Here is a 25,936-nt window from a genome sequence, read left to right as displayed (position 1 = left end):
CACTTCCGGCCGTCGGGGCGCCCGACGGCCGGAAGCGTCAACGAGGGGGTGCTCAGCGGGCGCCGAGGTGGGCGAGGAGGTCCTGGCGGGTGAGGACGCCCTTGGGCTTGCCGTCGACGAGGACCAGCGCGGCGTCGGACTTCTCCAGCAGGCCGACGGCCTCGCTGACCGGCTGGCCACCACCGATCATCGGCAGCGGATCGCCCATGTGCCGCTCGATCGTGTCGTGCAGGTGGGCCTGGCCGGTGAAGAGCGCGTCGAGCAGGTCCCGCTCGGCGATGGAACCGGCCACCTCGCCGGTCACCACCGGCGGCTCGGCCTTGAGCACCGGCAGCTGCGAGACGCCGTACTCGCGCATGTAGTCGATCGCGTCGCGGACCGTCTCCGTCGGGTGGACGTGCACCAGCTCCGGCAGCCCGCCCGGCTTGCTCGCCAGCGCGTCGGCCACCGTCGGCTCGGTGCCGGAGTTGTCGAGGAAGCCGTACCGGGCCATCCACGAGTCGTTGAAGATCTTGGACAGGTAGCCCCGGCCGCCGTCCGGCAGCAGCACGACCACCACGTCGTCCGGGCCGGCCCGGCGGGCCACCTCCAGCGCGGCGACGACCGCCATCCCGCAGGAGCCGCCGACCAGCAGCCCCTCCTCGCGGGCCAGCCGCCGGGTCATCTCGAAGGACGCCTTGTCGGAGACCTCGACGATCTCGTCGGCGACGCCCCGGTCGTACGTCTCCGGCCAGAAGTCCTCGCCGACGCCCTCCACCAGGTACGGCCGTCCGGTGCCGCCGGAGTAGACCGAGCCCTCCGGGTCGGCCCCGACGATCCGCACCCGGCCCTCGGAGGCCTCCTTGAGGTAGCGGCCGATGCCGGAGATGGTGCCGCCGGTGCCGACGCCCGCCACGAAGTGGGTGAGCCGGCCGTCGGTCTGCTTCCACAGCTCCGGGCCGGTCGTCTCGTAGTGCGAGCGCGGGTTGGCCGGGTTGCTGTACTGGTTGGGCTTCCAGGCGCCGGGGATCTCCCGGGTCAGCCGGTCGGAGACGTTGTAGTACGAGCGCGGGTCCTCCGGGGCGACGGCGGTCGGGCAGACCACCACCTCGGCGCCGTACGCCCGGAGCACGTCCTGCTTGTCCTGGCTGACCTTGTCGGGGCAGACGAAGACGCAGCGGTAGCCCTTGAGCTGGGCCACCAGGGCCAGCCCGACGCCGGTGTTGCCGCTGGTCGGCTCGACGATGGTGCCGCCGGGCTTGAGCAGGCCGGCGGCCTCCGCGTCCTCCACCATCCGCAGCGCGATCCGGTCCTTCACCGAGCCGCCCGGGTTGACGTACTCGACCTTGGCGAGCACGGTGGCCTGGATGCCCTCGGTGACGTTACGCAGACGTACCAGCGGGGTGTTGCCGATCATGTCGACGACGTTGTCGTAGTACTGCACGGTGTGCCCTTCGTTGCGGCGCCGGCGACGGCGGCCCGGCAGACGTTTCCTCGCCGCCCAGGGTACGTGTCGTCAGGGCGCCAGGCCCCCGGGGATGACGGAGCTCCGACGGGCCTCCCACTCCAGGAAGCGGTCGGTCTCGGCGAGCACGCTCCCGGCCAGCCAGGTGATCATGACGGCGTCGTCGGCCAGCCCGAAGATCGCGAGTGGGATCTCCGGTAGCAGGTCGATCGGCGAGACGATGTACGCCGTCGCCGCGGTCATCAGGGCCAGCCGGAGGCCGCCGTCGTACTCCCCACGCGCGGTGGCCCGGATCATCCGCGGCAACGCCGCCAACCGGGCACCCAGCGACGGCCCGCCGCGCGCCCCGGCCGCCAGTGCCCGGGCCAGTGCCGTGAACGCCGCGCTTCGCTTCAGTGTCTTCCCCATCGTCGCGCTCCTCTCCGCCGGATCAGCGTGGCGGGTCGGCGCAAATCGGCCGGCCTCCCCCGGACAGGTACCCCGTCGCGTCGATTTCCAGGCACCCGTGAGCCGTCACGACGACAGCGGCGTGTCGGCCCGGCGAGATAATGTCGCGGTATGGGGGTGGCTGGTTCCGTCGTACCCGTTGATCCGCGCTGGCGGCAGGCCCGGCGTGTTGCCCGCCTTGCGGCCATCGGGACGGGCGCCACCGCGGCGGCCGCGATCGCCACCGGCGGGGTGCTGCTCGGCCAGGCCCGCCAGGCCCGGCGCACCATCCCGATGGCCGAGGCGCCGCCGCCACGCTGCGACGGAGTGTACGGCGCGAAGTTCCCCGGCACCCCGCTCACCATGGTCGTGCTCGGCGACTCGTCGGCGGCCGGCTACGGGGTGCACCGCCGCCGGGAGACGCCCGGCGCGCTGCTCGCCACCGGCCTGTCCCGACGGCTGCACCGGCCGGTGCGGCTGCACCGTTTCGCGGTGGTCGGGGCCATCTCGGCAGTGCTGCGGCACCAGGTGGAGGCGGCGCTGGAGCGCCAGCCCGACATCGCGGTGATCCTGATCGGCGGCAACGACATCACCAACCGCACACCGCGCGGCCTGGCCGTGCGCTACCTGGTCGAGGCGGTCCGCACCCTGCGCGACGCCGGTTGCGAGGTGGTCGTCGGCACCTGCCCCGACCTCGGCGCGATCCGCCCGATCCAGCCACCACTGCGCTGGCTGGCACACCGGTGGAGCCGGCAGCTCGCCGCCGCCCAGACGGTGGCGGTGGTCGAGGCGGGCGGTTGGACGGTCTCCCTCGGCGACCTGCTCGGCCCCCGCTTCGCCGCCGAACCGCACCGGATGTTCGCCTGGGACCGGTTCCACCCCTCCGCCGAGGGGTACGCGGTTGCCGCCGCCGCGCTGCTGCCGACGATGCTCTCCGCGCTCGGCGCGGGACAGGAACGACGGGTCGCACCGACACCGGGCGAGGGCGTACGGTCGCTGCCGGAGGCCGCACAGGAGGCGGCCCGGCACGCGGGCACCGAGGTCAGCGGCACACAGGTCCGGGGCCACGACCGTGGGCCGGCCGGCCGGTGGGCACAGCTGCGCCGCCGGGCGTTCTTCGGTGTCGGCGCGGTGCCGCAGCGCGGGTCCGCCGCGGACACCTCGACAGTGGAGGGACTGGCATGAACGAGCGCAGCGAGCGGGACGTGACAGCCGGTTTCCCGGGCCGCCTGGGTCGGGCGGCGGCGCTCTCGCTGCTCGCCGGCACCGTGGGCGGCGCCGCCGTCCTGGCCGGCGAGGCGTTCGTCGCCCGGCACCGGCGCTACGCCCAACCGGAGCTGGGGCTGGCGCTGCGGGCCACGATCGGCCGGGCCGGCGCACCGCCGCTGCGGCTGGTGCTGCTCGGCGACTCGTCGGCGTTGGGCGTGGGCGTCGACCGGCTCGACGACACCATTGGCGGGCAGTTGGCCAACCTGCTCGCCGAGGGCCCCACCGGCCGGCGGGTGCACCTGTCCAGCGTCGGCGTCTCCGGATCCCGCTCGACGGACCTGACGACCCAGGTGGCCCGTGCCCTGCTCGGCGAACGACCCGACGTGGCGCTGATCCTGATCGGGGCGAACGACGCCACCGGCCTGCGCCGGCCCGCCGACGCGGCGGCGTATCTCGGCGCGGCCGTGCACCGGCTGCGCGAGGCGCGCGTCGAGGTGGTGGTGGGCACGTGCCCCGACCTCGGCGCCGTACGGGCCATCGCGCCTCCGCTGCGTCAACTGGTCGGCTGGTCCGGGCGGCGGATGGCCCGCGCCCAGACCACGGCCGTGCTGGACGCCGGCGGCGCCGTGGTCGACCTGGCCACCGAGACCGGGCCGGTGTTCCGGGCCGACGCGGGGACGCTCTGCCATGACGGCTTCCATCCCTCCGCCGACGGCTACCGGGTGTGGGCGCACGCCCTGCTGCCCGCCGTCGCGGCCGCGGCGGCGGTGGCCACCCGACGCTAGATCGACCCCGGCGGGCGTGACATTTCCCGCCGGGCCGGCTTCTTCCGCGCCAAGTTACCGGCGGGTTAACGTGGGGCCATGCCGATTGAGTCGTCCCGCGACGCCGTCATCGTCGCCACCGCCCGCTCCCCCATCGGCCGGGCGCACAAGGGGTCCCTGCGCGACGTCCGCTCCGACGACCTCGCCGCGACCATCGTCCAGGCGGCCCTGGACAAGATCCCCCAGCTCGATCCGACCACCATCGACGACCTCTACCTCGGGTGCGGCCTGCCCGGCGGCGAACAGGGCTTCAACATGGCCCGGGTGGTGGCCACCCTGCTCGGGCTCGACACCGTGCCCGGCGCCACGCTGACCCGCTACTGCGCCTCCTCGTTGCAGACCACCCGGATGGCCATGCACGCGATCCGCGCCGGCGAGGGCGACGTCTTCGTCTCCGCCGGCGTCGAGATAGTCTCCCGGTACGCCCGGGGCAGCTCCGACGGGCTGCCCCCCGAGGCGCAGGCGCTGGTCGGCGGCGGCTGGGAGAATCCGCGCTTCGCGGCGGCGGGTGAGCGCTCGAAGCGCCGCGCGCAGGGCGGCGCCGACGTGTGGACCGACCCGCGCGAGTCCGGCGAGCTGCCGGACATCTACCTGACCATGGGGCAGACCGCGGAGAACCTGGCCCAGGTGTACGACGTCACCCGCGCCGACATGGACGCGTTCGGCGTCCGCAGCCAGAACCTCGCCGAGAAGGCCATCGCCGACGGCTTCTGGGCCCGGGAGATCACCCCGGTCACCACGCCCGACGGCACGGTGGTGAGCACCGACGACGGCCCGCGCGCCGGCGTCACCCTGGAGGGCGTGGCCGGCCTGAAGCCGGTGTTCCGCCCGGACGGCCGGATCACCGCCGGCAACTGCTGCCCGCTCAACGACGGCGCCGCCGCCGTGGTCATCATGAGCGCCCAGCGGGCCGAGGAGCTCGGGCTGACCCCGCTGGCCCGGATCGTCTCCACCGGTGTGACCGCGCTGTCGCCGGAGATCATGGGCCTCGGTCCGGTCGAGGCGTCCCGGCAGGCGCTGCGGCGGGCCGGCATGACCATCGACGACGTCGACCTGGTCGAGATCAACGAGGCGTTCGCCGCCCAGGTCATCCCCTCCTACCGGCAGCTGGGCATCCCGGAGGAGAAGCTGAACGTGATGGGCGGCGCCATCGCTGTCGGCCACCCGTTCGGCATGACCGGCGCTCGGATCACCGGCACCCTGCTCAACGCGCTCGAGTGGCACGACAAGACCATCGGTCTGGAGACCATGTGCGTCGGCGGCGGCCAGGGCATGGCCATGGTGCTCGAGCGGCTGAGCTGAGCTCAGAGCGCGCTGCGGGTCGCCGTCACCTCGGCGGCGGCCCGCGCCAGCACCTCGGCACCCGGGCCGGCGGCGACGAGGTCCGCCGCGACCACCCGTAGCTGGTCGGGCAGGGCCAGGTCGTTGTCCAGCCGCGGCACCACCCGGCGGGGTGCGCCCTCGGCGTCGGCGGCCAGGTTGGCGATCTCCTGCACCAGTCGGTGCATCAGGTCGGCGCGGGGCACGTTGCCGGTGGTCGCCACCGCCGCCCAGCGGGGCTGCTCCCAGTGCCCGACCTGACGGACCAGCAACTGCACGGCCTTGTCCAACTCCCCTGCGCTCATCGCCGCCGAGTCTACGGCCGGCGCCGGCCGGGTGGCGTCGGGCCGGTCAGCGGCGCAGGTAGCTGAGCAGCCGCAGCAGCTGCCAGTAGAGGAAGACCAACCCGGTGAGCAGGCCGAACGCGCTCAGCCACGCGTACCGGCGGGGTCGGCCGTCGCGCACCGAGCGCTCGACGAGGTCGAAGTCGAGGATGAAGCTGAACGCGCCGGCGATGATGGCCACGACCGAGAAGGCGTACGGCAGCCAGCCGACCTCGCCGCTGACGCTGTAGACCGCCAGCCCGGGCCGACCCGAGACCAGGTACGACACCAGGTTGACCACGCTGAGCACGGCGATCCCGAGCAGCGTGCCGATCACCAGGCGGGCCAGCCGGGGCGTCGCCCGGATGATCCGGGCCCGGTAGAGCGCCGCCATGCCGAGGAAGACGCCGAAGGTGCCGGCCACCGCCTGCACCACGATGCCCGGATAGATCGACTCGAAGGCGCGGCTGGCCACCCCCAGCAGCAACCCCTGGAGCACGGCGTACCCGACGATCGGCACCGGATTGGTGATCCCGCGCAACGAGATGACCAGGACCAGCGCGATCGAGGCGAGCGCGCTACCGGCCAGCGCGGCGGGCAGCCAGGCCGCCTGCGGCACCACCGCCCAGGAGACCGCCGCGGCAGCGCCGGTGATCAGCAGCAACCCGACGGTGCGGACCACCACGTCGTCGACGGTCATCGCCTCGACGTCGCGGGCACCGAGCACCCGGGCCTCCACGCGGCCGGTCTCGTCCAGCCGGTTCAGCACCGGGTTGTTGCTGCGCACCGCCGCCTCCTTCGCCCGCGTACCCCCTCGCAGTCACTCTGCCCCGGGCGGACCGGCGGCGGCGGGCAAACGGCACGGCCGGCGCGGACGACGGCGCCCGCCCCCGCGGGAGCGGGGGCGGGCACCGGTCAGCAGTGCGGACGAGGTCAGTCGTCGCCTTGGAAATAGCTCAGCAGTCGCAGGATCTCGATGTAGAGCCAGACCAGGCTGACCAGGATGCCGAAGGCGGCCGTCCAGGAGTAGCGCTGCGGCAGGCCCATCCGGACGCCGTCCTCGATCTCCTTGAAGCTGAGCACGAAGCTCAGCGAGGCGACCACGATGCACACCAGGCTGAAGCCGATGGCCAGCGGGCTGCCGTCGCGCAGGCCGGTGTTGACGCCGAACAGGGCCAGCACCAGGTTGATCAGCATGACCGCGAAGAGGCCGGTCATCACCGCGATCATGCCCTTGACGAAGGCCGGGGTGGCCCGGATGACCTTCGCCCGGTAGAGCATCGCCATCAGGAAGAAGATGCCGAAGCTTGCCGCGGCGGCCTGGAGCACGATGCCGTCGTACGCCGTCTCGAAGGCCTTGCTGACCATGCCGACGAAGACACCCTCGACGACCGCGTACGTGATGACCAGCGCCGGGTTGGCCATCCGGGAGAACGAGATGATCAGGCCGAGCACCAGGCCGACGACCGCGGCGCCGATCCAGGCGGCACCGACCAGCGCGTCGGGCACGAGCACCCAGGCGGCCGCGGCGGAGACGCCGAGGATGCCGAGCAGAGCGACCGTCTTGACGACGACGTCGTCGACGGTCATGGGCGCCACGGTCGGCGGCGCGGCCGGGTAGCCGGCTTGGGACGGGTACTGCTGCGGAATGCCGGGCTGTCCGTACGGCCCGGTCGGGGCGTACCCGGCGGAGCGCTCCCGCTCGGCCGCCTGGCCGAGCCGGGCGAGCACCGGGTTCGAGGTCTTCACTGTCTGGCCTCCCTCAGGGGGTCGTTTGCACGTGAACGTGCCCTCCAAGAGTAAACGGCCCGACCAACTCCTGGTGATCACGAATGAGAAAGCGTCGAGGCGGCTGGTGCCCGGGGCGGGGGTCGAACCCGCACGCCTTGCGGCAGCCGCTTTTAAGGCGGCCGTGTCTGCCGTTCCACCACCCGGGCGGGTGGCACCGGCGCGCCGACACGCACGGTGCAGTCTCACCGTAGCCGGTTCGCGGCGACCCGGCGTACCCCGCCGGGCTGGCCGCACTAGGGTCGATGCCGTGAGCAGCGCAGCCCCCACGGCCCCCGACGCCGCCCCTGAGCAGGCCTTCCTCCTCGCCGATCAGGTCAACCGCCAAGCCTGGGCCGTCCGGCTGCTGGCCGCCGTCCGCCGGCATCGGGCAGACCTGCTGGTCGCGTTGATCTGCACGGTGGTGGCCGCCTGGCTCACCCACGGGCTGTGGCCCGACCCGACCGGCCGGACGCTGGCGCTGAACCCCGAGGACCAGACCCTCTACGAGTGGTTCCTGGCGGTCGACGCGCGAGCGCTGCTCGGCGACTTCAGTCTGCTCACCGACCGGCTCAACGCCCCCGACGGGGTCAACCTGATGGCCAACACCACGGTCATCGCGCTCGGCATCGTCTGCGCGCCGATCACGCTGCTCCTCGGCGCGCCGGTCACCTTCGCGCTGCTCGCCGCCGCCAACCTGGCCGGCACCGCCGTCGCCTGGTACCTGCTGTTCCAGCGGACGATGCGCGCCCGCCGGCTCGCCGCCGCCCTGGGTGGGGGGCTGTGCGGGTTCGGCCCGGGAATGATCTCGCAGACCAACAGCCATCTGCACATGACCGCCCAGTGGCTGGTTCCGGTGATCGTCTGGCTGGTGGTCCGGCTGCTTCGGGCATCCGACCCGGGACCCGCCACCCCGCCCGGGCCCGACCGGCTTCCGTCCGCCGGACCGGACCGGCGGCGCATTTTCAGCTCGGCGGCCGGGCTGGCCACGGCGGTCACCGCGCAGGTCTTCATCGGCGAGGAGGTGCTCTTCCTCGCCGCCATCACCCTGCTGGTGATGGCGGTCAGCTACGCCGTGGTGGACCGGGACCTGGCCCGACGGGCGCTGCCCAACTTCGCCGCCGGGCTGGCGGTCGCCGCCGGGCTGGCCCTGCTGGTGCTCGGATATCCGCTGTGGTTCCAGTTCGCCGGACCGCAGGGGGTCGCCGACGGGATGTTCAGTCCCGCCTACTTCTCGGCCGACCTGAGCAGCTGGTGGACGCTCTCCCCGCTGTCGGTGGCCGGCAGCGACGAGTCCGCCCGGTTGACCACCGGCCCGGCCGAGTACAACACCTTCCTCGGCTGGCCGCTGCTGCTGGTCACCGCGGCCTGCGCGGTCTGGGTCTGGGTGGGGCGGCGCCGGCTGGTGCTCGCCTGCGTGGTCGCGGCGCTGGTGATGGGCGCGCTCTCGCTCGGCCCAGAGGTGGTGCTCGGCGGCACCAGGACCGCGCTGCCCGGCCCGTACGCCCTGCTGGCCGGGCTGCCGGTGGTGGACGGCGCGCTGCCGATGCGGTTCGGCCTGGCGCTGCTGCCGATCATCGCGACGCTGCTGGTGCTGGCGCTCGACCGGGCCCTGCGGAGCACCGGTCGGGCGCGGCGGCTGGTGCCGCTGGCCGTCGTGGCGGCGCTGCTGCCGGTCTTCCCCACCCCGCTGCCGACGGCCGAGCGGCCCGCCGTGCCGGAGTTCATCACCGGCGGGCACTGGCAGCAGTGCGTCCGCCCCGGCGGGGTGCTGGTCCCGGTGCCGCTGCCGACGCCCAAGGAACCGTGGCCGATGCGCTGGGCGGCCGCCGCCGACGCCGGCTTCGGGCTGCCCGAGGGGTTCTTCATCGGCCCGTACGGCCGGGGCGGCACCGCGGCGATGGGCACCTTCAAGCAGCCCACCTCGGCGCTGCTGGCGGACGTCGCGCGACGCGGCGACCAGCCAGCCATCGGCGACGAGCAGCGCCGCCAGGCCGCCCGGGACGTCGACTTCTGGAACGCATCCTGTGTGGCGCTGGCGGACGACGCCCCGCACGTGGAGAGCCTCCGCGCGACCCTGGAACAGCTCTACGGCCCGGCGACCCGGATCGCGGACGCCTGGATCTGGCGGGTCTGACGCCACCGGCCGCGCCGCCGCCGGGGCTCAGCGTCTCCCGGAGGGCACAAAAGAAGGGGCCCCTCCCCACCGGAAATGGCAGGAAGGGGCCCTTCGCACATCTCGGTCAGACGCGGGGGCCGACCGGCTGGGACGCCTCGACGAACTCCTCGCGCGGGTCGTGCAGCTGACCCAGGGCGACCACCTCGCGCTTGAGGAAGAACGCCAGCGACCAGTCCACCACCACCCGCACCTTGCGGTTGAACGACGGGATCCGGCTCATGTGGTACGTCCGGTGCATGACCCAGGCCGGCCAGCCGGTCATCTTGACGCCGTACACCTGGGCGACACCCTTGTGCAGGCCGAGGCTGGCCACGCTGCCGACGTGCTTGTGCTTGTAGTTGACCGGCTCGCGGCCCCGGATCACCGCCGCGATGTTGTCGGCCATCCGGGCGGCCTGACGTACCGCGTGCTGGGCACTGGGCGAGCAGAAGTTGCCCGGCTCCTTGGTCAGGTCGGGCACCGCCGCGCAGTCGCCGGCGCTCCACGCGCCCTCGACCACCCGGTCGCCGTCGACGACCTGGAGCGTGGGCAGGCAGGTGACCCGCCGGCGGTCGTCGCGCGGGAGGTCGGTGGCGTCCAGCATCGGCGACGGCTTCACGCCCGCCGTCCAGACGATCGTGTCGGAGCGGAAGCTGTCGCCGTCGGAGAGCTTGACCACCCCGTCGACGCAGGACTCCAGCCGGGTGTCCAGCCGGATGTCCATGTTCCGCTTGAGCAGCTGCTGCACCGTGTAGGCGCCCATGTCCCGATCGACCTCGGGCAGCACCCGCTGGGTGGCCTCGACCAGAACCCAGCGCATCTCCTCCGGCTTCAGCTCCGGGTAGTAGCGCATCGCGTCGCGGGCCATGTCCTCCATCTCGGCGAGCGCCTCGATGCCGGCGTAGCCACCACCCACGAAGGTGAAGGTCAACGCCGAGCGGCGGACGTCCGGGTCGGGAGTCACGGCCGCGACGTCCAGCCGGTCCAACACGTGGTTGCGGAGGTAGATCGCCTCACCGATGGTCTTGAACCCGATGCCCTGCTCGTGCAGGCCGGGGATCGGCAGCGTCCGGGACACCGAACCCGGGGCCACGATCACGTGGTCGTACGCGACCTCCCGGGCCGGGCCGACGATCGGCTGCACGGTGGCCACCTTGCGGTCGTGCTCGAGCCGGGTGACCGTGCCGGCCACCACGGTGCACCGCCGCAACTCTCGCCGCAGCGGCACCACGGAGTGCCGGGGGGAGATGTTGCCCGCCGCGGCCTCGGGCAGGAACGGCTGGTACGTCATGTGCGGCTGGGGGTCCACCACGATGACCTCAGCCTCACGGGAGCTGAGCTTCTTCGACAGGCGCAGGGCCGCATAGAGACCGACGTGCCCGGCACCCACCACAAGGATCCGCTTCGGATTCACGTCATCTATCTTTCCCCGGCCGGCTCAGGTAATCCCGTCCGCGCCCCCCATCTGTGACGGAGCACAACCCCTGTGACCTGGCTAACCCTCCCGAATCACCGCTTCACCTGCGTCTCAGGAGCCAGCCCAGCAACGCCGCGATCCCCACCGCCACGAGCAAACCGAGCACGGTGACCCACTGGTGGCCGTTCTCCCCACCCATGCCCCCCACCTGCAACAGCAGCACCCCCAGCACGGCGGTACCCAGCAGCACCGCGCCCGCCCGCAGCAGCCATCGGGTGACCAGCTCCGGGTCCACCACGGCGTCGTACGGCAGCAGCGCCGCCAGCGCGCAGAGGGTGTGCCCCAGGTAGAGCAGCGCAGCGAGGGCCAGCAGCCGCCAGAGCGCCACCGGCCGGCCATAACCGTCGGTGGCGAGCAGCCAGCCGCCGACCATGAGCAGCGCCGCGAAGGTCGGCCAGACCCGACGCGGACCCACCGCGGGCAGCAGCGCGGCCACCGCCAGGAAGGCCAGCGGGCGGCCGGACAGCACCTCGGCGGGGAACGCCAGCGCGAACCCGGCCAGCACGGTGACGAAGATCCCGGCCCGAACCATGAGCGGGGCGGGACTGATCCGGGCGAACGCGTCCTGGGCCGCCCGGACCCGCCCGGCCACGACGTCGATCATCTGAGCCCGCCCCCAGTCCTCATCGGGCACCCACCCTGGGGGCCATGGCCAGCCGCGCCACGTCCCGCAGCACCTGGTCGAGGCTGCCGGCACCCGCCCAGCGCACCACGGGCACGCCGTGCTCGCGGAGCTGCCCGATCATGATGTCCCGGTCCAGCCGCCACAGCCGGTACGCCACCTCGGCCCAGCCCCGATCCTTCGGCGGCGTCAGGTCGGTCGGCAGCGTGTCGACCGCCACCACGAACCGCCCGGCCCGGGCCAGCCGGGCCAGCATCTGCGCCGACCGCTCGTCCAGCAGCGGGGTGAGCACCACCACCAGCGCGTCCGAGGAGAGCAGCTGCGGGCCGAAAACCTGGTCGTACGGCTCGTGCTGGGAGGCTTGAGCACGTACGTCGAGCAGCCACTCCAGCACCGTCAGGTACTGCCGGCGACCGGCCGCCGGGCGCAACCGCCGGGCCGCCGGCCCGTACTCCAGCAACGAGACCCGGTCGCCCCGGTGCAGATAGTGCTCGGCGATCGCGGCGGTAGCCCGCACGGTGGTGTCCAGCACCGAGGCGGCACCACCCACCCCGCCCGAGCGGCCCGCCTCAGCGAGCACGTCGAGCAGCACCACCACCTCGGCGTCCCGGTCGGAGAGGGTGGCCGCCACGTGCAGTTGCCGGGCGCGCAGCGACACCCGCCAGTCGATGCGGCGCAACCGGTCACCGGGCGCGAAGATCCGGACGCCGGCCAGCTCGCCGCCCTCACCGGGCCGGCGGGAGTGGTGCGCGCCGACCAGGCCGGCGGCTCGGGGCATCGCCTCCACCGCCTCGAACGGCTCGGTTCGCGGGTAGACCCGGACCCGCACCGGCTCGGTGATCACCGCCCGGGAGACCAGGAGGCCACCGGCCGTGGCGACCCGCGCGCCGGCCGGACCGACCGGGTGCCGACCCCAGCGCAGGGCCTTACCGGCCAGCCCGAGGTCCACCGCCGTCGCCCTGGGCACCGACGTCACGAACGGCCGATCGGCGACCGACCGCCCCCCGCCGCCGGCCGGTGCCGCGCCACCGCTGGGCGGCACGTCCCCGAGCGCCCCGTCGAGGGCGAAACCGGCCCGCTCGATCCGCAACCACGGAGAGACCCGGGACCGCACCACCACCAGGTCGTAGTCGACCGTGTCCGGGTTGCCGACGCTCACCGCCGCCGTCATGTCGCCACCCTCGACCAGCGGCCCGTCGTCGCCGGAGGTGATCCACACCTGCGGCAGCGCGGAGGGCCGGCGGCGCAGCGCGTACGCGGTGCCGAGCGCGAACGGGGCCGCCAGCACGATCAGGTCGACCCGCCCCAGCAGCACACCTGCCACCAGCAACAGGCCGGCGAGCAGCACCGCCCGGCCGAGCGCCCAGGTGGGTGCCCAGCCGGCGGCCGGCTCCGGCTCGGCGGATCGGGGCAGGGTCGGTCCGGTCATCAGCGTCGGGGCCCGCCGGCGGCGTAGCTGGGCAGCGCGCCGCTCGCCGGCGCCGGAGTGCCCTCCAGCACCTCGCCGACCACGAAGGCCGGGTCGACGCGGCGCAGCCACATCTCCGGGCGCAGGGTGATCCGGTGGGCCAGCGCGGGCGCCGCGACCTCCTTGACGTCCTCCGGCACCACGTAGTCCCGGCCGCCGAACACCGCACGGACGCGGGCCAGCAGCAACAGGGCCAGCGAGCCGCGCGGCGACGCGCCGACCAGCACCGACGGGTGCTCCCGGGTGGCCGCGGTGAGCGCCACGATGTAGCGGCCGATGGAGTCCTCCACCACCACGTCCTCCAGGGCGGCCTGCATCGCCCGCAGGGTGGCCGCGTCGACCACCGGCTTGATGTCCGCCTCCTCGCGGCGGCGGCCCATCCGGCGGCGCAGCACCTCCCACTCCTCGTCGTGGTCCGGGTAGCCGAAGGAGACCCGGAGCAGGAACCGGTCCAGCTGCGCCTCGGGCAGCGGATAGGTGCCCTCGTACTCGATCGGGTTGGCGGTGGCCAGCACGTGGAACGGCTCGTCCAGCTTGTAGGTCACCCCCTCCACCGAGACCTGCTTCTCCTGCATCGCCTCCAGCAGCGCGGACTGCGTCTTCGGGGGCGTCCGGTTGATCTCGTCGGCGAGGAGCAGGTTGGTGAAGACCGGGCCGGCCCGGAAGGCGAAGTCACCGTTGCGCTGGTCGTACAGGAACGAGCCGGTGACGTCGGCGGGGAGCAGGTCAGGGGTGAACTGGAGCCGGCGGAAGTCCAGCCCGAGCGCCTGGGCGAAGGAGCGCGCGGTGAGCGTCTTGCCCAGACCCGGCAGGTCCTCCAGGAGGACGTGCCCACCGGCCAGGATGCCGGCGAGGACCAACTCCAATGCGTCCCGCTTGCCGACCACGACGGTGCCGACCGCGTCCAGCACCGCCCGGGCCAGACGGCCGACCTCGGCGGCGGGCATGCTCCGGTCGTTCATCAGATGTTCTCCAGTTCGGCGACGATCACCGCGAGGTCGCGCGGCGACGGGGGGCGGCGAGGCGGTTTTTCCAGGAACGTCCACAGCCGGTCGCCCAGCAGGACACGGGCGCGGCCCGGGTCCGACTCACGGGTGACGCCGTGCTTCAGGCGCATCCGCTCGTCGGCCAGTTCACCGATGCGGGGCAGGACAACGCTGGTGAAGCGTTCGGGGCGCGTCGTGGACCAGTCGAGCGGCCATTCCCAGCGGTTGATCGCGCCGCGCAACGCGTCCCGGGCGCCCCAGTTGTAGCTGCCGTCCTCCTCGCCCGTCGCGACCCGACCGCCCGCCGGCGGCGGGGGTGGCGGCGCGAGCAGGGCGGTGACCCGGCGGACCGCCAGCACGGCGAGCACCCCGGCGATCAGCACGGGCAGGGAGACCTTGAGGCCGACCGCGCGCAGACCGGCGACCAGCACCGCGACCAACGCGGCGGCGGTCGCGAGCGAGCGCAGCACCATGCGGGTCCGGCCGCCACGCGACTGCGGGTCGGCCGGAGCCGGTTCCTCCTCGAAGGCGAGCAGGTCGTCGATGCTGGTACTGCTCACGGTGCCACCTCTGTTCGCGACTGCGGGGCTCGCAAACCCGGCTCACTCCTCGCGCTCACGGTGCCACCTCTGCTCGCGACTGCCGGGCTCGCAAACCCGGCTCATTCCTCGCGCTCACGGTGCCACCTCCGCGCTGGGGGCCACCGTGGCCAACTCCTGGCGCAGCCGGCGCAGTGCGGCGCGGGCCTGGTCGCGGGTGCGTTCGTCGACCGGGCGGGTGGCGTACCGCGCCTCCCGGTAGACGTGCGCGAACTCGGCCAGCACGTCGGCGCTGACGATCGCCGGAACCCCGGCCGACGGGTCGCCGCGCAGCAGCCGGGTGACCAGGTCGGTGGGGGTGTCGCCGGGCCGGCGCGGAACGCCCGCCGTGGCGGCGGCCTCCTCCAGACGCACCCAGCAGGCGATCACCGCGACCCGGGGATCGGTGTCCCGGTCGTCCAGCTCCACCAGGCCGGCGTCGAGGGCGGCGACCACCTCGCGGGCGGTGCCCTCGGCCGTACGCCGGGCCCCCTGCGCCGGCAGTGCCCGGGTGGTGCGGCGCACGGCGCCCCGGATGAGGATCCAGGCGAGGTAGCCGAGCACGGCGACGATGGCCAGCCCGAGCAGCACCACCGCCACTGTGGCGATCCACTGCGGGATGTGCGCCTGGGTGGCCTCGCCGGCGTCCCGCGGCTCCACCGGGATGGACGGTGGCGGCTCGGCGGTCGGATACTCCGGAACCCACGGAACCTGTTCCACCGGCGGGATCCGGCTCGCCCCGATCGACGAGTGCGCGGAGGCCAGCGCGGCCCCGACGAGCAGGACGGCAACCACACCCACCGGCCACCATCGGCGGAGCAGACCGAGCACCTGACGCAGCACGCCGGGCTCGCCGTCCGGGTACGGCGTGTGCGGGCGCTTCACGTCCGTCATGGCCACCGCCCCACGCAGTCTCAGTCCACTCCGGCCAGCTGCTTAGCCCGGCCGAAGACATCGTCCAGCATCTCTGGTCTCAACCGTCCGGTGAAGGTGTTCTGCTGGCTGACGTGGTAGCAGCCGAGCAACTCCGGTGCGGCTGTGCCGGACCAGTGTGCCCCATGGCCGAACGCCGGTCGCGGGCTGGGCGGGCGCTGCCCGTACACCGCGTGCAGCACCGGCCACCACGCTGCCCAGGCGAACGCGCCCAGCGCGACCACGACGCGCAGGGTGGGCCGGATCAGCGCGACCTCGCGGTGCAGCCAGGGCGCGCAGGTGTCCCGCTCGCCGGGGGTGGGCTTGTTGTCCGGCGGCGCGCACCGGACGGCCGAGAAGATGCGGGTGTCCCGCAGGGTCAGCCCGTCGTCGGCGGCGACGCTGGTCGGCTGGTTGGCGAGCCCGGCCCGGTGCAGGGCGGCGAAGAGCACGTCACCCGAGCGGTCACCGGTGAAGATCCGGCCGGTGCGGTTTCCACCGTGCGCGGCGGGCGCCAGCCCGAGGATGGCGATCCGGGCGTCGCTGCTGCCGAAGCCCGGGACCGGACGGCCCCAGTACTCCTGGTCCCGGAAGGCGGCCCGGCGGGTGCGGGCCACCTCCTCCCGCCACCGGACGAGCCGCGGGCAGGCGAAACAGTCGCTGACCGCCGCGTCCAGGTCGGCCAGGTCGGTCGCCCGCGCGGCGCGGGCGACCACCTGCTCGGGGGTACGCGACTCAGCCAAGCTTGGCCCGGAAGAGTTCCAGGGTGCGGGCCCAGGCGCTGGCGGCGGCGCGCTGGTCGAACGCCTCCGGCCGGTCGTCGTTGAAGAAGGCGTGCGAGGTGCCCGGGTAGTCGTAGAGGTGGCAGGTGCCGCCGGCCTCCTCGATGGCACGGCGGGCGGTCTGCACGCCCTCGGCGGCGGAGGTGCCGTCCTCTTCGGAGCAGTGGATGACGGCGGACTTGCCGGCGTAGTCGACCCAGTCGGGGCGCATCGACTCCCAGGGCAGCACGGGGTAGAACCCCACGCTGGCGACGATGCGCTCGGAGAGCGTCGCCGACCAGAGAGCCAGGCTGCCGCCGGCGCAGAAGCCCACGGCCCCCACCTTGCCGGTGACCTCCGGCCGCCCGGCGAGGTAGTCGGCCGCGCCGGCGATGTCCTTCGCCGCCTCGTCCATCCGCATCGCCATCAGCAGCCGCTGCGCCTCGTCCGGCTCGCTGGTGGTCTGACCGTGGTAGAAGTCCGGGGCGAGGGCGACGAAGCCGGCCTCGGCGAACCGGTCCGCCACCGACCGGATGTGCGGGACCAGACCCCACCACTCCTGGATGACGATGACGGCGGGGCTGGCGACGCCGCTGGCAGGTATCGCGAGATACCCCTCGCTCGTCCCCCCGTTGCTGCGGTAGCTCACCATCTCGCCCATTGGCCCGTCCTCCTAGCGGTCAGTCATCGTTGGCTGGTCGCCCAGTGGTCCTACGTGCCGGTAGCCTGCCATGCCGCGCCGCCGCCGGGAAGACGCGCGAACAGTGGCATTCACCTCCCGTTCGCCGGGTGGTGACTCCGCGTACGCCGACGGCGGCGGGGGTAGGTTCCCCCGCCGCCGTCGGTGCTGGCGCCCGGCCTGCTGGCGCTCCGGTCAGGCCTTCTTGGTCACGCCTTCTTGGTCAGGCAGAGCAGATAGCCCGTCTTGCCCGGCTCGATGCTGTAGAAGACGTAACCCTCCTCGCCCTCCTTGAGGTACTGGTCGCAGGCGGTGTCGGCCTTGGCCTGCGCCTCGGTCTGCCCGTCGAGGCGACCGACCACGTTGTACGCCGCGTCGGTGGAGGTGCACTCGACGACCTTGGCGCCGTTTGCCTCCTCCGTCTCGGTGCCCGTGACCTCGGGCAGCTCGGCGATGCAGTCACCGGCCTTGGCGTCGGCGGTCTCGTCCTTGTTCAGGAAGTTGCCGATCGTGGTGGCGAGACCGAACTTCAGGCCGGCGATGACGACGAACACGAGGATCGCGCCGACGATGCCGAGGGCCTTCTTTGCACCGGACTTCTTCGCCTCCGGCTCGACCGGGGACGGCGTCTCGACGGCCGGCTGGGGCGGCGTGACGTCGGACGCGGGGGGCGGTGCGACCTGCTCTGACACGGGGGTTCCTTCCGAGGGGTTGATGAGCAGACGACACCGTAACGATCATTGATTTCCGGCGTCGTCCCGCTCGCCTCGTCCGTTCAGCTATTTCCCAGCTTCGTATGCATGATCCAGTTCACACCGTGGCTCAGCGCGTCGGGGTGGGGGTTGGCGTGTCGCTCGGCGTCGCGGTCGGGCCCGCCGAGGGCTCGCCGGGCGTCGCACTCGGCGTCGGCGTGCCGGTCGGCTCCGGCGTCGGCGTGGTGATCACGGCCGGCGCCGACGGTGGGGACACGCCCGGGCCTCGGGGCCCGAACGGCGCCCGGCCCACGCAGTACGGGTATGGCCGCAGCAGGGGGTTGCCGTACTCGTCGACACGGCCTTCGCAGTCCGGGTAGCCGAGCCGGATCGGATTGCCGTTCTGGTCGAAGAGCCGGGCGTTCTCCACCAGCCGGCCCTCGCTGTCGTAGACGAAGACGTCCCGGACCTGGTCGTACGGGCCGTTGATCGACGTCGGATCGATGCCGTAGTCGCCGTACCGCATCCGGTCCTCCGCCTGCATGAGGGCGGAGAGCGCGAAGACCACCAGCACCACGCTGCCGGCGTGCAGGGCCCAGCGGGGCCACCGGCTCAGCCGGGTGGAGCGACGACCCAGCCAGATCGAGACGAGCAGGAAGCCCACCAGCATGATCAGGCCGGCGAGCAGTTCGCCGCCGAACCGGGGCAGCAGACCGAAGCTGCCACCCGTGCTGATCACGGTGACCAGCATGGCTGCCAGGTAGCCGCGCAGCACCCACCAGCCGGGGCGCAGCAACCGGAGAAAGTCGCTGGCCGTCTCGTACCCGAGCGGTGGGCCGAGTCGGGTGTCGATCGCGCGCAGCCGGCCGCGGGCCCGTACCACCGCGGATGCCACCCGCTGGTCCAGGTTGCGGCCGCTGGCCGGTGCTCCGGCCGCGGCCCGCAGCTCGGCGGCGTACGTCTCGGGCTCGCCCAGCCGCTCGACGAGGGTGCCCTCGGACTCGGCGGCGACCTCGGCGAGGTGGTCGGCGAGGTCCTCGGTCAGCTCGTCGCGTTGCCCGGGCGGCAGGTCGGCCAGAGCGGCCCGGACCCGCGCCACGTAGTCGGTGATCTCCTGCTCCGTGACGGTCATGCCGCCAGCCCCCGATCGTCGAGCAGACTGTCCATGGTGGTGGCGAACGAGCGCCAGAGCTTGCCGGAGCGGGCCAACTGGTCGCGCCCCGCGGCGTTGAGTGAGTAGTACTTGCGGTGCGGCCCGGATTCGCTGGGCACGACGTAGGTGGTGAGCAGGCCGGCGGCGAAGAGACGGCGCAGCGTGCCGTAGACCGAGGCGTCGCCGACCTCCTCCAGCCCGGCCTCCCGGAGCCGTCGCAGGATGTCGTAGCCGTAGCCGTCCTCCTCCCGGAGCACGGCGAGGACGGCGAGGTCGAGCACGCCCTTCAGCAACTGTGTGGTGTCCACGCATTGCACACTAGTGTGCAATGCGAAGTAGCGTCAACGATTCAGCCTCGACACGCCCACGCACAGCCGCGATCCACCCGGCTTCCTGAAAAACGGACCACGACCCGTCCGGACACCCCACCCTCACGGAAGGCGAGTCGATCACGCACCCCGCGAGGGTCCTTCCAGACATTCCGAGCCGATCGGATCGGGAGCGGGCCCCCTGGCGGTCCAGCCCACGAACCTGGCGAACAGGTCAGCCGGGGACGGGGCGGGATTTGGATTGAGCTTGATCAGATCCGCGGTGGCCTCGAACAACAGGCCAGCCATGTAGACGCTCAGGCCAACCCGGTCCCGTCGATACTCCATCACCAGCAACAGACGCGCCGGCTGGCACGGCCACGGGGCAGCGCACACCCGACACAGCCACAGGGGCCGCATCGGCAGGTGCGGGCGCATCGCCCGGCGCTGACGGTCGTGACCTGGGGAGAAGTTCGACGTTGACATCCCCCGATCGTGCTATCGCTATTGCCGATCGTCAACCCCGATCGCTGTTACCGATCGTTGAACAATCGCCGGTGCCTACCGTCAACACATGGGCGAGTTCGTTGGGATCGCTGAAATACGAGACATGCTCGGAGGGGTTTCCCGCGCCCGGGCTTCCGTAGTTGCGTCCCGGCGCGATTTTCCAGCCCCGTACCAGGTGTTGCGGATGGGCCAGATCTGGCGGCGCACCGACGTCGAGAAGTGGATCCGGCAGCACCGGCCAGACCTGACGACGGACTGACGCAAAGCCCTGCCGGGCGGGTCGAGATCGAAACGGGTTCGCTGAATCGGGGTGTCCTGATGACTCGGATACCGCGATATCGGCGAAGGCGAGTCGACCACGCCCGTCAGCGCGAGGCTGGCTGGAGACTCCAGGCGATGCCGTCGAGGATGTCGTGCTCCGAGGCGACCACGGACGGCATACCGGCCCGCTCCATGATCACGCGGAGCACCAGGGCACCCGCGCCGATCACGTCGGCCCGGCCCGGGTGCATCACCGGGATCGCCAACCGCTGCGCGCTGGTCCGACCCAGCAGGTCCTCGGTCACCTGGGCCACCGCCTCGTACGACACCCGGGCGTGGTGGATGCGCTCCGGGTCGTACTCCTGAAGGCCCTGCGCGATGGCGACCACGGTGGTGACCGACCCGGCGAGGCCGACCAGGGTGGCGGCCTCGCGGCCGGGCACCACCGCGAGCGCCCGGTCCACCGCCGCCGCGATGTCGGCCCGCGCGGCGGCGACCTGCTCCGGCGTCGGCGGGTCACCGGGCAGGTGCCGCTCGGTCATCCGGACGCAGCCGATGTCCACCGAGATCGCCGCCCGCACCCCGCTGGCCCGGTCGCCGACCACGAACTCGGTCGAGCCGCCGCCGATGTCGACGACCAGGAACGGCTCCTTCGCGTCGGCCGGCAACCCGCGCACCGCGCCGGTGAACGACAGCCGGGCCTCCTCGTCGCCGGTGACCACCTCGGGCGCGACCCCGAGGGTGGCCTGCACCATCTCGGTGAAGTCGGCGGCGTTCGCCGCATCCCGGGAGGCCGAGGTGGCGCACATCCGCACCCGCTGGACGCCCAGCTTCTCGATGTCGGCGGCGTACGACGCCAACGCCACCCGGGTGCGTTCGATCGCCTCCGGGGCCAGCCGCCCGGTCCGGTCCACGCCCTGCCCCAGCCGCACGATCTCCATCCGCCGGGTCAGGTCGATCAGCGGTGCCTGCGGCCCGGCCGACGCCTCGGGCAGGTCGGCGACCAGCAGTCGGATCGAGTTGGTCCCGCAGTCGATGGCCGCCACACGCGTCGTCACCCCGCAACCCTACGACAGCCCATCGGCGGTACCCGGCGGCGATCCCGAGCGCACCGGCATCAGGGCTGGCGGCCCAGACATGCCCGGCTACAGGCGCAGCAGCATCCGGGTGTTGCCCAGCGTGTTCGGCTTGACCCGCTCCAGGTCCAGGAACTCGGCGACACCCTCGTCGTACGAGCGCAGCAACTGCTCGTAGACCGGCTGCGGCACCGGCGCGCCGTCGATAGCCCGGAACCCGAACGAGGCGAAGAACCGGGTCTCGAAGGTGAGCACGAAGATGCGCGCCACGCCCAACTCCCGGGCCGCGTCGATCAGCTCACCGACCAGCCGGTGCCCGATCCGCTGGCCCCGGCAGGACGGGTCCACCGCGACCGTACGGATCTCCGCCAGGTCCTCCCACATCACGTGCAGCGCGCCACAGCCCACCACGGCGCCGTCGTCCGCGCGGACCGCCACCCGGAACTCCTGCACGTCCTCGTAGAGGGTGACGGTGGCCTTGCTCAGCAAGCGCCGGTCGTCGGTGTAGGTGTCGACCAGCCGCCGGATGCCCCGCACATCCCCGGTGCGGGCCCGCCGCACCAGGATCTGGTCCTCGGCAACCGGTGTCGGGAAGCCTCCGTCCGCGCTCATTCGCCCGCCGGCACGTCCACGCACGGGCCGGCCGTCCACCAGGGCTCGACCAGCTCCAGCGTCTCGTCGCCGAACGGGTTCACCCCGGGGCCGGCACCGAGCGCGTGCCCCAGGTGCACGTGCAGGCACTTCACCCGGCCCGGCATCCCGCCCGCCGAGATGCCGGCGATCTCGGGTACCTCGCCGATCGCCTCGCGGCGGGTGAGGTAGTCCTCGTGCGCCGCCCGGTAGTGCGCGGCCAGCTCGGGATCCGCCGCCAGCCGGTCGGCCATCTCCTTCATCAACCCGGCCGACTCCAGCCGGCTGCACGCCGCCGTGGCCCGGGGGCAGGTCAGGTAGTAGAGCGTCGGGAACGGGGTGCCGTCGGCGAGGCGCGGCGTCGTCTCCACCACGTCCGGCAGGCCGCACGGGCAGCGGTGGGCGACCGCCCGGGTCCCACGGGGCGGGCGGCCGAGCTGCGCGGCCACCGCGGCCAGGTCGGCCTCGGTGGCCGGCTCGCGGTGCGGCAGGGGTACGGAATCCGCGGCCGACTCCGGCGGTGGTGCGACAGTCACGGTGCTTGTCTCTCCTGATGCGCTGGTCGGTGGTTCACTTGCCCGGCTGCTGGCTGTCCGCCGCCTGGACGCTCGACCAGAGTGTGTCGTACCAGGTCACCGGACCGGCTGGGGCGGCCGGTCCGGTCGACTTACCGGCGTCCCGGGCGGCGCCCTCCGGGTCGTGCAGCACCACCATCATCTTCTCGCCGGGCCGGCCCATGAAGAACCGCTCCCGGGCCTTGGTCTCGATGTACGCCGGGTCCTTCCAGTTGGCGGCCTCGGCGGCGAGCTTGGCTATCTCTTCTTCCTGCGCCGCCTGTGCCGCCTCCATCCGCTCGATGTCGGCCTGCTGGTCCAGGTAGACCCGGACCGGATAGGTGTAGGCCAACGCGAGCGCGATCAGCACCGCGAACAGCACGGTGGCCCGACCGGTGAAGCCACGGGGGTGGGGTGCGGCGAGACGCTTGACGGCGCCGCCGGCGGCGGTACGCCGGGCCGCTGCCGGACGGTTCGCGGAGCGGACCCCCTCGGCGCCCCGGGCCGCGCCCGGCGCCCGACCGGCGGCGCCCCGCGGCTCGGCGCGCACTCCGGCGTCCCGGACCGATCCCCGGGTGGCCCGGCCACCGCCCGGCCGGCCGGACTGACCCGGCCGGCGGGCGGGACGCTGACCACCCGGTGTGCGGCGCTGCTGCATCGTCACACCCCTCCCCCGAGGCTTCGCGTCTTACAGATGGTGTCGGGAAGCCCCGCGGTGGGGCTTCCCGACCACGTCTCAGGCCGAACGGTAGCGCGGGAACGCGCCCACGCCGGCGTAGCGCGCCGCGTCGGCCAGCTCCTCCTCGATCCGGAGCAGCTGGTTGTACTTGGCGACGCGGTCCGAGCGGGCCGGGGCACCGGTCTTGATCTGGCCGCAACCGGTGGCCACCGCCAGGTCGGCGATGGTGGTGTCCTCGGTCTCGCCGGAGCGGTGGCTCATCATGCACTTGAAGCCGGCCCGGTGGGCCAGGTCCACCGCGTCCAGGGTCTCGGTCAGCGAACCGATCTGGTTGACCTTGACCAGGACCGCGTTCGCCGCCTTCTCCGCGATGCCGCGGGCGATGCGCTGCGGGTTGGTCACGAACAGGTCGTCACCGACGATCTGCACCCGGTCGCCGATCGAGGCGGTCAGCGTCTGCCAGCCGGTCCAGTCGTCCTCCGCCAGCGGGTCCTCGATCGACACGATCGGGTACTCGTCGGCAAGCTTGGTGTAGTAGGTGCTCATCTCCTCGGCGGACTTCGGGGTGCCCTCGAAGGTGTACGTGCCGTTGTCGAAGAACTCCGTCGCGGCCACGTCGAGCGCGAACACGATGTCGGTGCCGAGCCGGTAGCCGGCCTTCTCGACCGCCTCGGCGATCAGGTCCAGCGCCGCGGCGTTGGTCGGCAGGTTCGGCGCGAAGCCGCCCTCGTCGCCGAGCCCGGTCGACAGGCCCTTCTTCTTCAGCACCGACTTCAGCGCGTGGTAGACCTCCGCGCCGGAGCGCAGCGCCTCACGGAAGGTGGGCGCTCCGATCGGCGCGATCATGAATTCCTGGATGTCGACGTTGGAGTCGGCGTGCGCGCCACCGTTGAGGATGTTCATCATCGGCACCGGCAGGAGGTGCGCGTTCGGGCCGCCCAGGTAGCGGAAGAGGCTCAGCTCGGCACTGCCGGCGGCGGCCTTCGCGACCGCGAGGGAGACGCCGAGGATGGCGTTCGCGCCCAGCTCCGACTTGCTGTCGGTGCCGTCGACGTCGAGCATCTTCTGGTCGATCAGGCGCTGCTCGCTGGCCTCGTACCCGATGATCTGGTCGACGATCTTGTCCTCGACGTTGGAGACCGCCTTCTCCACGCCCTTGCCCTGGTAGCGGTCGGCGTCACCGTCGCGCAGCTCGATCGCCTCGAAGGCGCCGGTGGAGGCGCCGGAGGGCACGGCGGCGCGGGCCACCGTGCCGTCGTCCAGGCCGACCTCGACCTCGACCGTGGGGTTGCCCCGCGAGTCGAGAATCTCCCGGGCGACGATTCCCTCGATGGTTGCCACTGAGTCGCTCCTCGTTGTTGTGATCCGGTCCGTGGGTGGGCCGCGACGGTGCGGCTGAGGCAGGTGTTGAACGCAGCGTATCGGGCCACGGGAACGGGCACGGCGTCGCCCGCGCACCCGAGTCGCCCCGCGGTGACGGACATTCCCGGATTTCCGGGCGTCAACCGGCAACGGGTTTGCGCTGCGCCGACCCGATCCACCAGTCTGGTCGCCATGCCCGCCGCCTCGACCACCCTCCGCATGCTCGCCGTGTCGGTCATCGCGTCGCTCACGGTCACCGGCTGTCAAACATTCGAGGACGCCGGACGAGCCATGGGCCGCTCCGAACTGGTCAACGACCTCGCCGCCCGGCTCGACCGGGCGCTGGAGCTGACCTACTCGGCCGAGTACCAGCTCCCCGGCGGACAGACCGCCGCCATCGCGCAGGCGCAGGATCCGGCCCGTTCCGCGTACAGCTACCCGGGTGGGCGACTCACCGTCACCCCGGACGCGGTCACCCGATGCACCGCGGCCGGCGGCCGCACGACGTGCACGCTGCTCACGCCGCCCACCCCGGGCAGCAAGCCCACCGTGGCGCTCTTCACCGAGGCGAACCAGCAGGGCCTGGTCACCCCGCCGGTGGTGGTCGGGCTGCTGACCGCCGCCGCGCTCGACCCGCAGGCGGTCATCAAGCAGAGCGACACCACGGTCGCCGGGCACCACGCCACCTGCGTCGAGGTGCAGCGGTCGGACGGAGGCTTCACGGCCTGCGTGACCACCGAGGGTGTGCTGGGCAGCTTCACCGGGCCGGTCGACGGCAAGCCGATGGAGTTGGCGCTGAGCAGGTACTCCGCGACGGTGGCGAAGGACGCGTTCGACCCGCCCGCCGACGCCAGCGTGGTCGACCGCCGACCGGGCGGCTCGTGACCGACCCGGCCGTCGGGGCCGTGGCCCCCGTGCGGCGCCCCGGATTCCAGCCGGGCTCCGACGCCGGCCGCCCACCCGCGCCGACCGACCTCGCCCTGCCGGTGATCGGCGCGAAGCTGCTGACCGCCGCCGACGGGACGATGGCCCGGGTCGCCGACCTGCCCGCCGACACCCGATGGGTGCCGCTGGGCACCCTCGACGGGGTGCCCGCGTGGGCCACCGAGCTGGCCACGGCCGACGGGACGCGCGGCCGGACGCGCGGCTGGGCGTCGCTGGCCGCCGAGGTGCCCGAGCCGCTCGCCACGCTGGCCGGGCGGGCGTTGGCCGTGATCACCTGGCGGCGTACCCACCGGTGGTGCGGCGCCTGCCGCGCCGAGCTGATCGACCAGCCCGGCGAGACCGCCCGGCGCTGCCCCGACTGCGGCCTGTACGTGCCGATGCAGCTCTCCGCCGCGGTGCTGGTCGCGATCACCCGACCCGGCCCGGCCGGACGCGTTGACGAGCTGCTGCTGGTGCGGCACGCCACCGGGCCGACCGGGCTGTGGGCACTGGTCGCCGGGTTCGTGGAGGCCGGCGAGACCCTCGAGGCTGCGGTGCACCGGGAGGTCGGCGAGGAGGTCGGGCTCGGCGTCGCCGAGCTGGCCTACTTCGGCAGCCAGCCCTGGGCGATCTCCGGCCCCGGGGTGCTGCTCGCCGGCTTCACCGCCCGTGCCGCCGACCCGCACGCCGAGCCGGTGGTCGACGGCCGGGAGCTGACCGAGGCCCGCTGGTTCGCCCTGGACGCGCTGCCGGCGGAACTGCCGCCCGCGTACTCCATCTCGCGCTGGCTGATCGACGCGACGGGGACCGCCGCGCAGCGCTGAGTCGCGCGGATC

At 73.0% G+C, this 25,936-nt stretch carries 28 protein-coding genes and 1 tRNA gene; 6 read left to right on the top strand and 23 right to left on the bottom strand.

What is annotated here, in order from left to right:
- Positions 1–52 precede the first annotated feature (52 nt).
- Positions 53–1,423 (bottom strand): cystathionine beta-synthase, encoded by a 1,371-nt coding sequence (locus AB0K07_RS05350; protein ID WP_363751129.1) that lies wholly within the window; start codon positions 1,421–1,423, stop codon positions 53–55.
- Between the two features lie 72 nt (positions 1,424–1,495).
- The gene (locus tag AB0K07_RS05345) at positions 1,496–1,852 is read right to left on the bottom strand and encodes a YkvA family protein (RefSeq protein WP_363751128.1); all 357 of its coding nucleotides are present in this window, start codon (positions 1,850–1,852) and stop codon (positions 1,496–1,498) included.
- 150 nt (positions 1,853–2,002) lie between these two features.
- On the opposite strand from AB0K07_RS05345, the gene AB0K07_RS05340 reads away from it, so the two are divergent.
- The 3 genes from AB0K07_RS05340 (at position 2,003) to AB0K07_RS05330 (ending at position 5,205) form a co-directional block, all read left to right on the top strand.
- A complete protein-coding gene (locus AB0K07_RS05340; RefSeq protein WP_363751126.1) occupies positions 2,003–3,055 on the top strand; it encodes an SGNH/GDSL hydrolase family protein in 1,053 nt (350 codons plus the stop codon).
- The gene (locus tag AB0K07_RS05335) at positions 3,052–3,864 is read left to right on the top strand and encodes an SGNH/GDSL hydrolase family protein (RefSeq protein ID WP_363751124.1); all 813 of its coding nucleotides are present in this window, start codon (positions 3,052–3,054) and stop codon (positions 3,862–3,864) included. The genes AB0K07_RS05340 and AB0K07_RS05335 overlap by 4 nt, the downstream gene beginning before the upstream one ends.
- A 78-nt stretch (positions 3,865–3,942) precedes the next feature.
- On the top strand, positions 3,943–5,205 hold the full coding sequence (locus tag AB0K07_RS05330) for an acetyl-CoA C-acetyltransferase (RefSeq protein WP_363751122.1): 1,263 nt from the start codon (positions 3,943–3,945) through the stop codon (positions 5,203–5,205).
- 2 nt (positions 5,206–5,207) lie between these two features.
- Here AB0K07_RS05330 and AB0K07_RS05325 read toward each other — a convergent pair whose 3' ends face one another.
- The 4 genes from AB0K07_RS05325 to AB0K07_RS05310 form a co-directional block, all read right to left on the bottom strand.
- Positions 5,208–5,528: a hypothetical protein gene (locus AB0K07_RS05325; protein WP_363751120.1), complete on the bottom strand. Its 321-nt coding sequence runs from the start codon at positions 5,526–5,528 to the stop codon at positions 5,208–5,210.
- Positions 5,529–5,574: 46 nt separating this feature from the next.
- Entirely contained in the window at positions 5,575–6,333 is a 759-nt protein-coding gene (locus tag AB0K07_RS05320; protein WP_363751118.1) for a Bax inhibitor-1/YccA family protein, read from the bottom strand.
- Between the two features lie 146 nt (positions 6,334–6,479).
- Positions 6,480–7,295 carry a Bax inhibitor-1/YccA family protein gene (locus tag AB0K07_RS05315; protein ID WP_363751116.1) on the bottom strand — a complete coding sequence of 272 codons (816 nt, stop codon included), beginning with the start codon at positions 7,293–7,295 and terminating at the stop codon, positions 6,480–6,482.
- Between the two features lie 104 nt (positions 7,296–7,399).
- Positions 7,400–7,483 (bottom strand) — tRNA-Leu (locus AB0K07_RS05310).
- Positions 7,484–7,584: 101 nt separating this feature from the next.
- Here AB0K07_RS05310 and AB0K07_RS05305 point away from each other — a divergent pair.
- On the top strand, positions 7,585–9,450 hold the full coding sequence (locus AB0K07_RS05305; protein WP_363751114.1) for a hypothetical protein: 1,866 nt from the start codon (positions 7,585–7,587) through the stop codon (positions 9,448–9,450).
- Positions 9,451–9,556: 106 nt separating this feature from the next.
- On the opposite strand, the gene AB0K07_RS05300 is transcribed toward AB0K07_RS05305, so the two are convergent.
- The 17 genes from AB0K07_RS05300 to eno form a co-directional block, all read right to left on the bottom strand.
- A complete protein-coding gene (locus AB0K07_RS05300; RefSeq protein WP_363751112.1) occupies positions 9,557–10,885 on the bottom strand; it encodes an NAD(P)/FAD-dependent oxidoreductase in 1,329 nt (442 codons plus the stop codon).
- A 103-nt stretch (positions 10,886–10,988) separates the two neighbouring features.
- Positions 10,989–11,552 carry a hypothetical protein gene (locus tag AB0K07_RS05295; protein WP_363751110.1) on the bottom strand — a complete coding sequence of 188 codons (564 nt, stop codon included), beginning with the start codon at positions 11,550–11,552 and terminating at the stop codon, positions 10,989–10,991.
- A gap of 19 nt (positions 11,553–11,571) precedes the next feature.
- Positions 11,572–12,999: a DUF58 domain-containing protein gene (locus AB0K07_RS05290; protein ID WP_363751108.1), complete on the bottom strand. Its 1,428-nt coding sequence runs from the start codon at positions 12,997–12,999 to the stop codon at positions 11,572–11,574.
- Complete coding sequence (locus tag AB0K07_RS05285; protein WP_363751106.1) at positions 12,999–14,000, bottom strand: MoxR family ATPase; 1,002 nt, start codon at positions 13,998–14,000, stop codon at positions 12,999–13,001. The genes AB0K07_RS05290 and AB0K07_RS05285 overlap by 1 nt, the downstream gene beginning before the upstream one ends.
- Positions 14,000–14,584, bottom strand: coding sequence for a hypothetical protein (locus tag AB0K07_RS05280; RefSeq protein ID WP_363751104.1), 585 nt, complete (start codon positions 14,582–14,584; stop codon positions 14,000–14,002). Before AB0K07_RS05280 ends, AB0K07_RS05285 begins: the two co-directional genes overlap by 1 nt.
- Positions 14,585–14,698: 114 nt before the next feature.
- A complete protein-coding gene (locus AB0K07_RS05275) occupies positions 14,699–15,424 on the bottom strand; it encodes a DUF4129 domain-containing protein (protein ID WP_363751436.1) in 726 nt (241 codons plus the stop codon).
- Positions 15,425–15,516: 92 nt separating this feature from the next.
- Positions 15,517–16,230, bottom strand: a complete 714-nt coding sequence (locus AB0K07_RS05270) for a uracil-DNA glycosylase (protein ID WP_363751435.1) — start codon at positions 16,228–16,230, stop codon at positions 15,517–15,519.
- A 19-nt stretch (positions 16,231–16,249) separates the two neighbouring features.
- Entirely contained in the window at positions 16,250–16,936 is a 687-nt protein-coding gene (locus AB0K07_RS05265) for a dienelactone hydrolase family protein (protein ID WP_363751102.1), read from the bottom strand.
- A 227-nt stretch (positions 16,937–17,163) separates the two neighbouring features.
- On the bottom strand, positions 17,164–17,646 hold the full coding sequence (locus tag AB0K07_RS05260; RefSeq protein ID WP_363751100.1) for a hypothetical protein: 483 nt from the start codon (positions 17,644–17,646) through the stop codon (positions 17,164–17,166).
- A gap of 130 nt (positions 17,647–17,776) precedes the next feature.
- Complete coding sequence (locus AB0K07_RS05255) at positions 17,777–18,778, bottom strand: hypothetical protein (RefSeq protein ID WP_363751098.1); 1,002 nt, start codon at positions 18,776–18,778, stop codon at positions 17,777–17,779.
- The gene (locus AB0K07_RS05250; RefSeq protein WP_121654545.1) at positions 18,775–19,107 is read right to left on the bottom strand and encodes a PadR family transcriptional regulator; all 333 of its coding nucleotides are present in this window, start codon (positions 19,105–19,107) and stop codon (positions 18,775–18,777) included. The genes AB0K07_RS05255 and AB0K07_RS05250 overlap by 4 nt, the downstream gene beginning before the upstream one ends.
- A 517-nt stretch (positions 19,108–19,624) precedes the next feature.
- Positions 19,625–19,849 carry a hypothetical protein gene (locus AB0K07_RS05245; RefSeq protein WP_363751096.1) on the bottom strand — a complete coding sequence of 75 codons (225 nt, stop codon included), beginning with the start codon at positions 19,847–19,849 and terminating at the stop codon, positions 19,625–19,627.
- Between the two features lie 130 nt (positions 19,850–19,979).
- Positions 19,980–20,921 (bottom strand): Ppx/GppA phosphatase family protein, encoded by a 942-nt coding sequence (locus tag AB0K07_RS05240; protein ID WP_363751434.1) that lies wholly within the window; start codon positions 20,919–20,921, stop codon positions 19,980–19,982.
- Positions 20,922–21,020: 99 nt separating this feature from the next.
- Positions 21,021–21,563 carry an amino-acid N-acetyltransferase gene (locus AB0K07_RS05235; protein ID WP_363751094.1) on the bottom strand — a complete coding sequence of 181 codons (543 nt, stop codon included), beginning with the start codon at positions 21,561–21,563 and terminating at the stop codon, positions 21,021–21,023.
- Positions 21,560–22,117, bottom strand: coding sequence for a DUF501 domain-containing protein (locus AB0K07_RS05230; RefSeq protein ID WP_363751093.1), 558 nt, complete (start codon positions 22,115–22,117; stop codon positions 21,560–21,562). Before AB0K07_RS05230 ends, AB0K07_RS05235 begins: the two co-directional genes overlap by 4 nt.
- A gap of 34 nt (positions 22,118–22,151) precedes the next feature.
- A complete protein-coding gene (locus AB0K07_RS05225) occupies positions 22,152–22,793 on the bottom strand; it encodes a septum formation initiator family protein (RefSeq protein ID WP_363751092.1) in 642 nt (213 codons plus the stop codon).
- Between the two features lie 78 nt (positions 22,794–22,871).
- Positions 22,872–24,155: a phosphopyruvate hydratase gene (gene eno, locus AB0K07_RS05220; RefSeq protein ID WP_363751091.1), complete on the bottom strand. Its 1,284-nt coding sequence runs from the start codon at positions 24,153–24,155 to the stop codon at positions 22,872–22,874.
- A 213-nt stretch (positions 24,156–24,368) separates the two neighbouring features.
- Here eno and AB0K07_RS05215 point away from each other — a divergent pair, with 213 nt between their 5' ends.
- Together AB0K07_RS05215 and nudC are read left to right on the top strand one after the other, a co-directional pair.
- Complete coding sequence (locus AB0K07_RS05215; RefSeq protein WP_363751090.1) at positions 24,369–25,061, top strand: hypothetical protein; 693 nt, start codon at positions 24,369–24,371, stop codon at positions 25,059–25,061.
- 29 nt (positions 25,062–25,090) lie between these two features.
- Complete coding sequence (gene nudC, locus AB0K07_RS05210; RefSeq protein WP_363751089.1) at positions 25,091–25,924, top strand: NAD(+) diphosphatase; 834 nt, start codon at positions 25,091–25,093, stop codon at positions 25,922–25,924.
- Positions 25,925–25,936: the final 12 nt, after the last annotated feature.

This window comes from Micromonospora sp. NPDC049301, assembly GCF_040678715.1.
Lineage (GTDB): Bacteria > Actinomycetota > Actinomycetes > Mycobacteriales > Micromonosporaceae > Micromonospora.
This window is presented reverse-complemented; position numbering and strand designations above follow the sequence as displayed.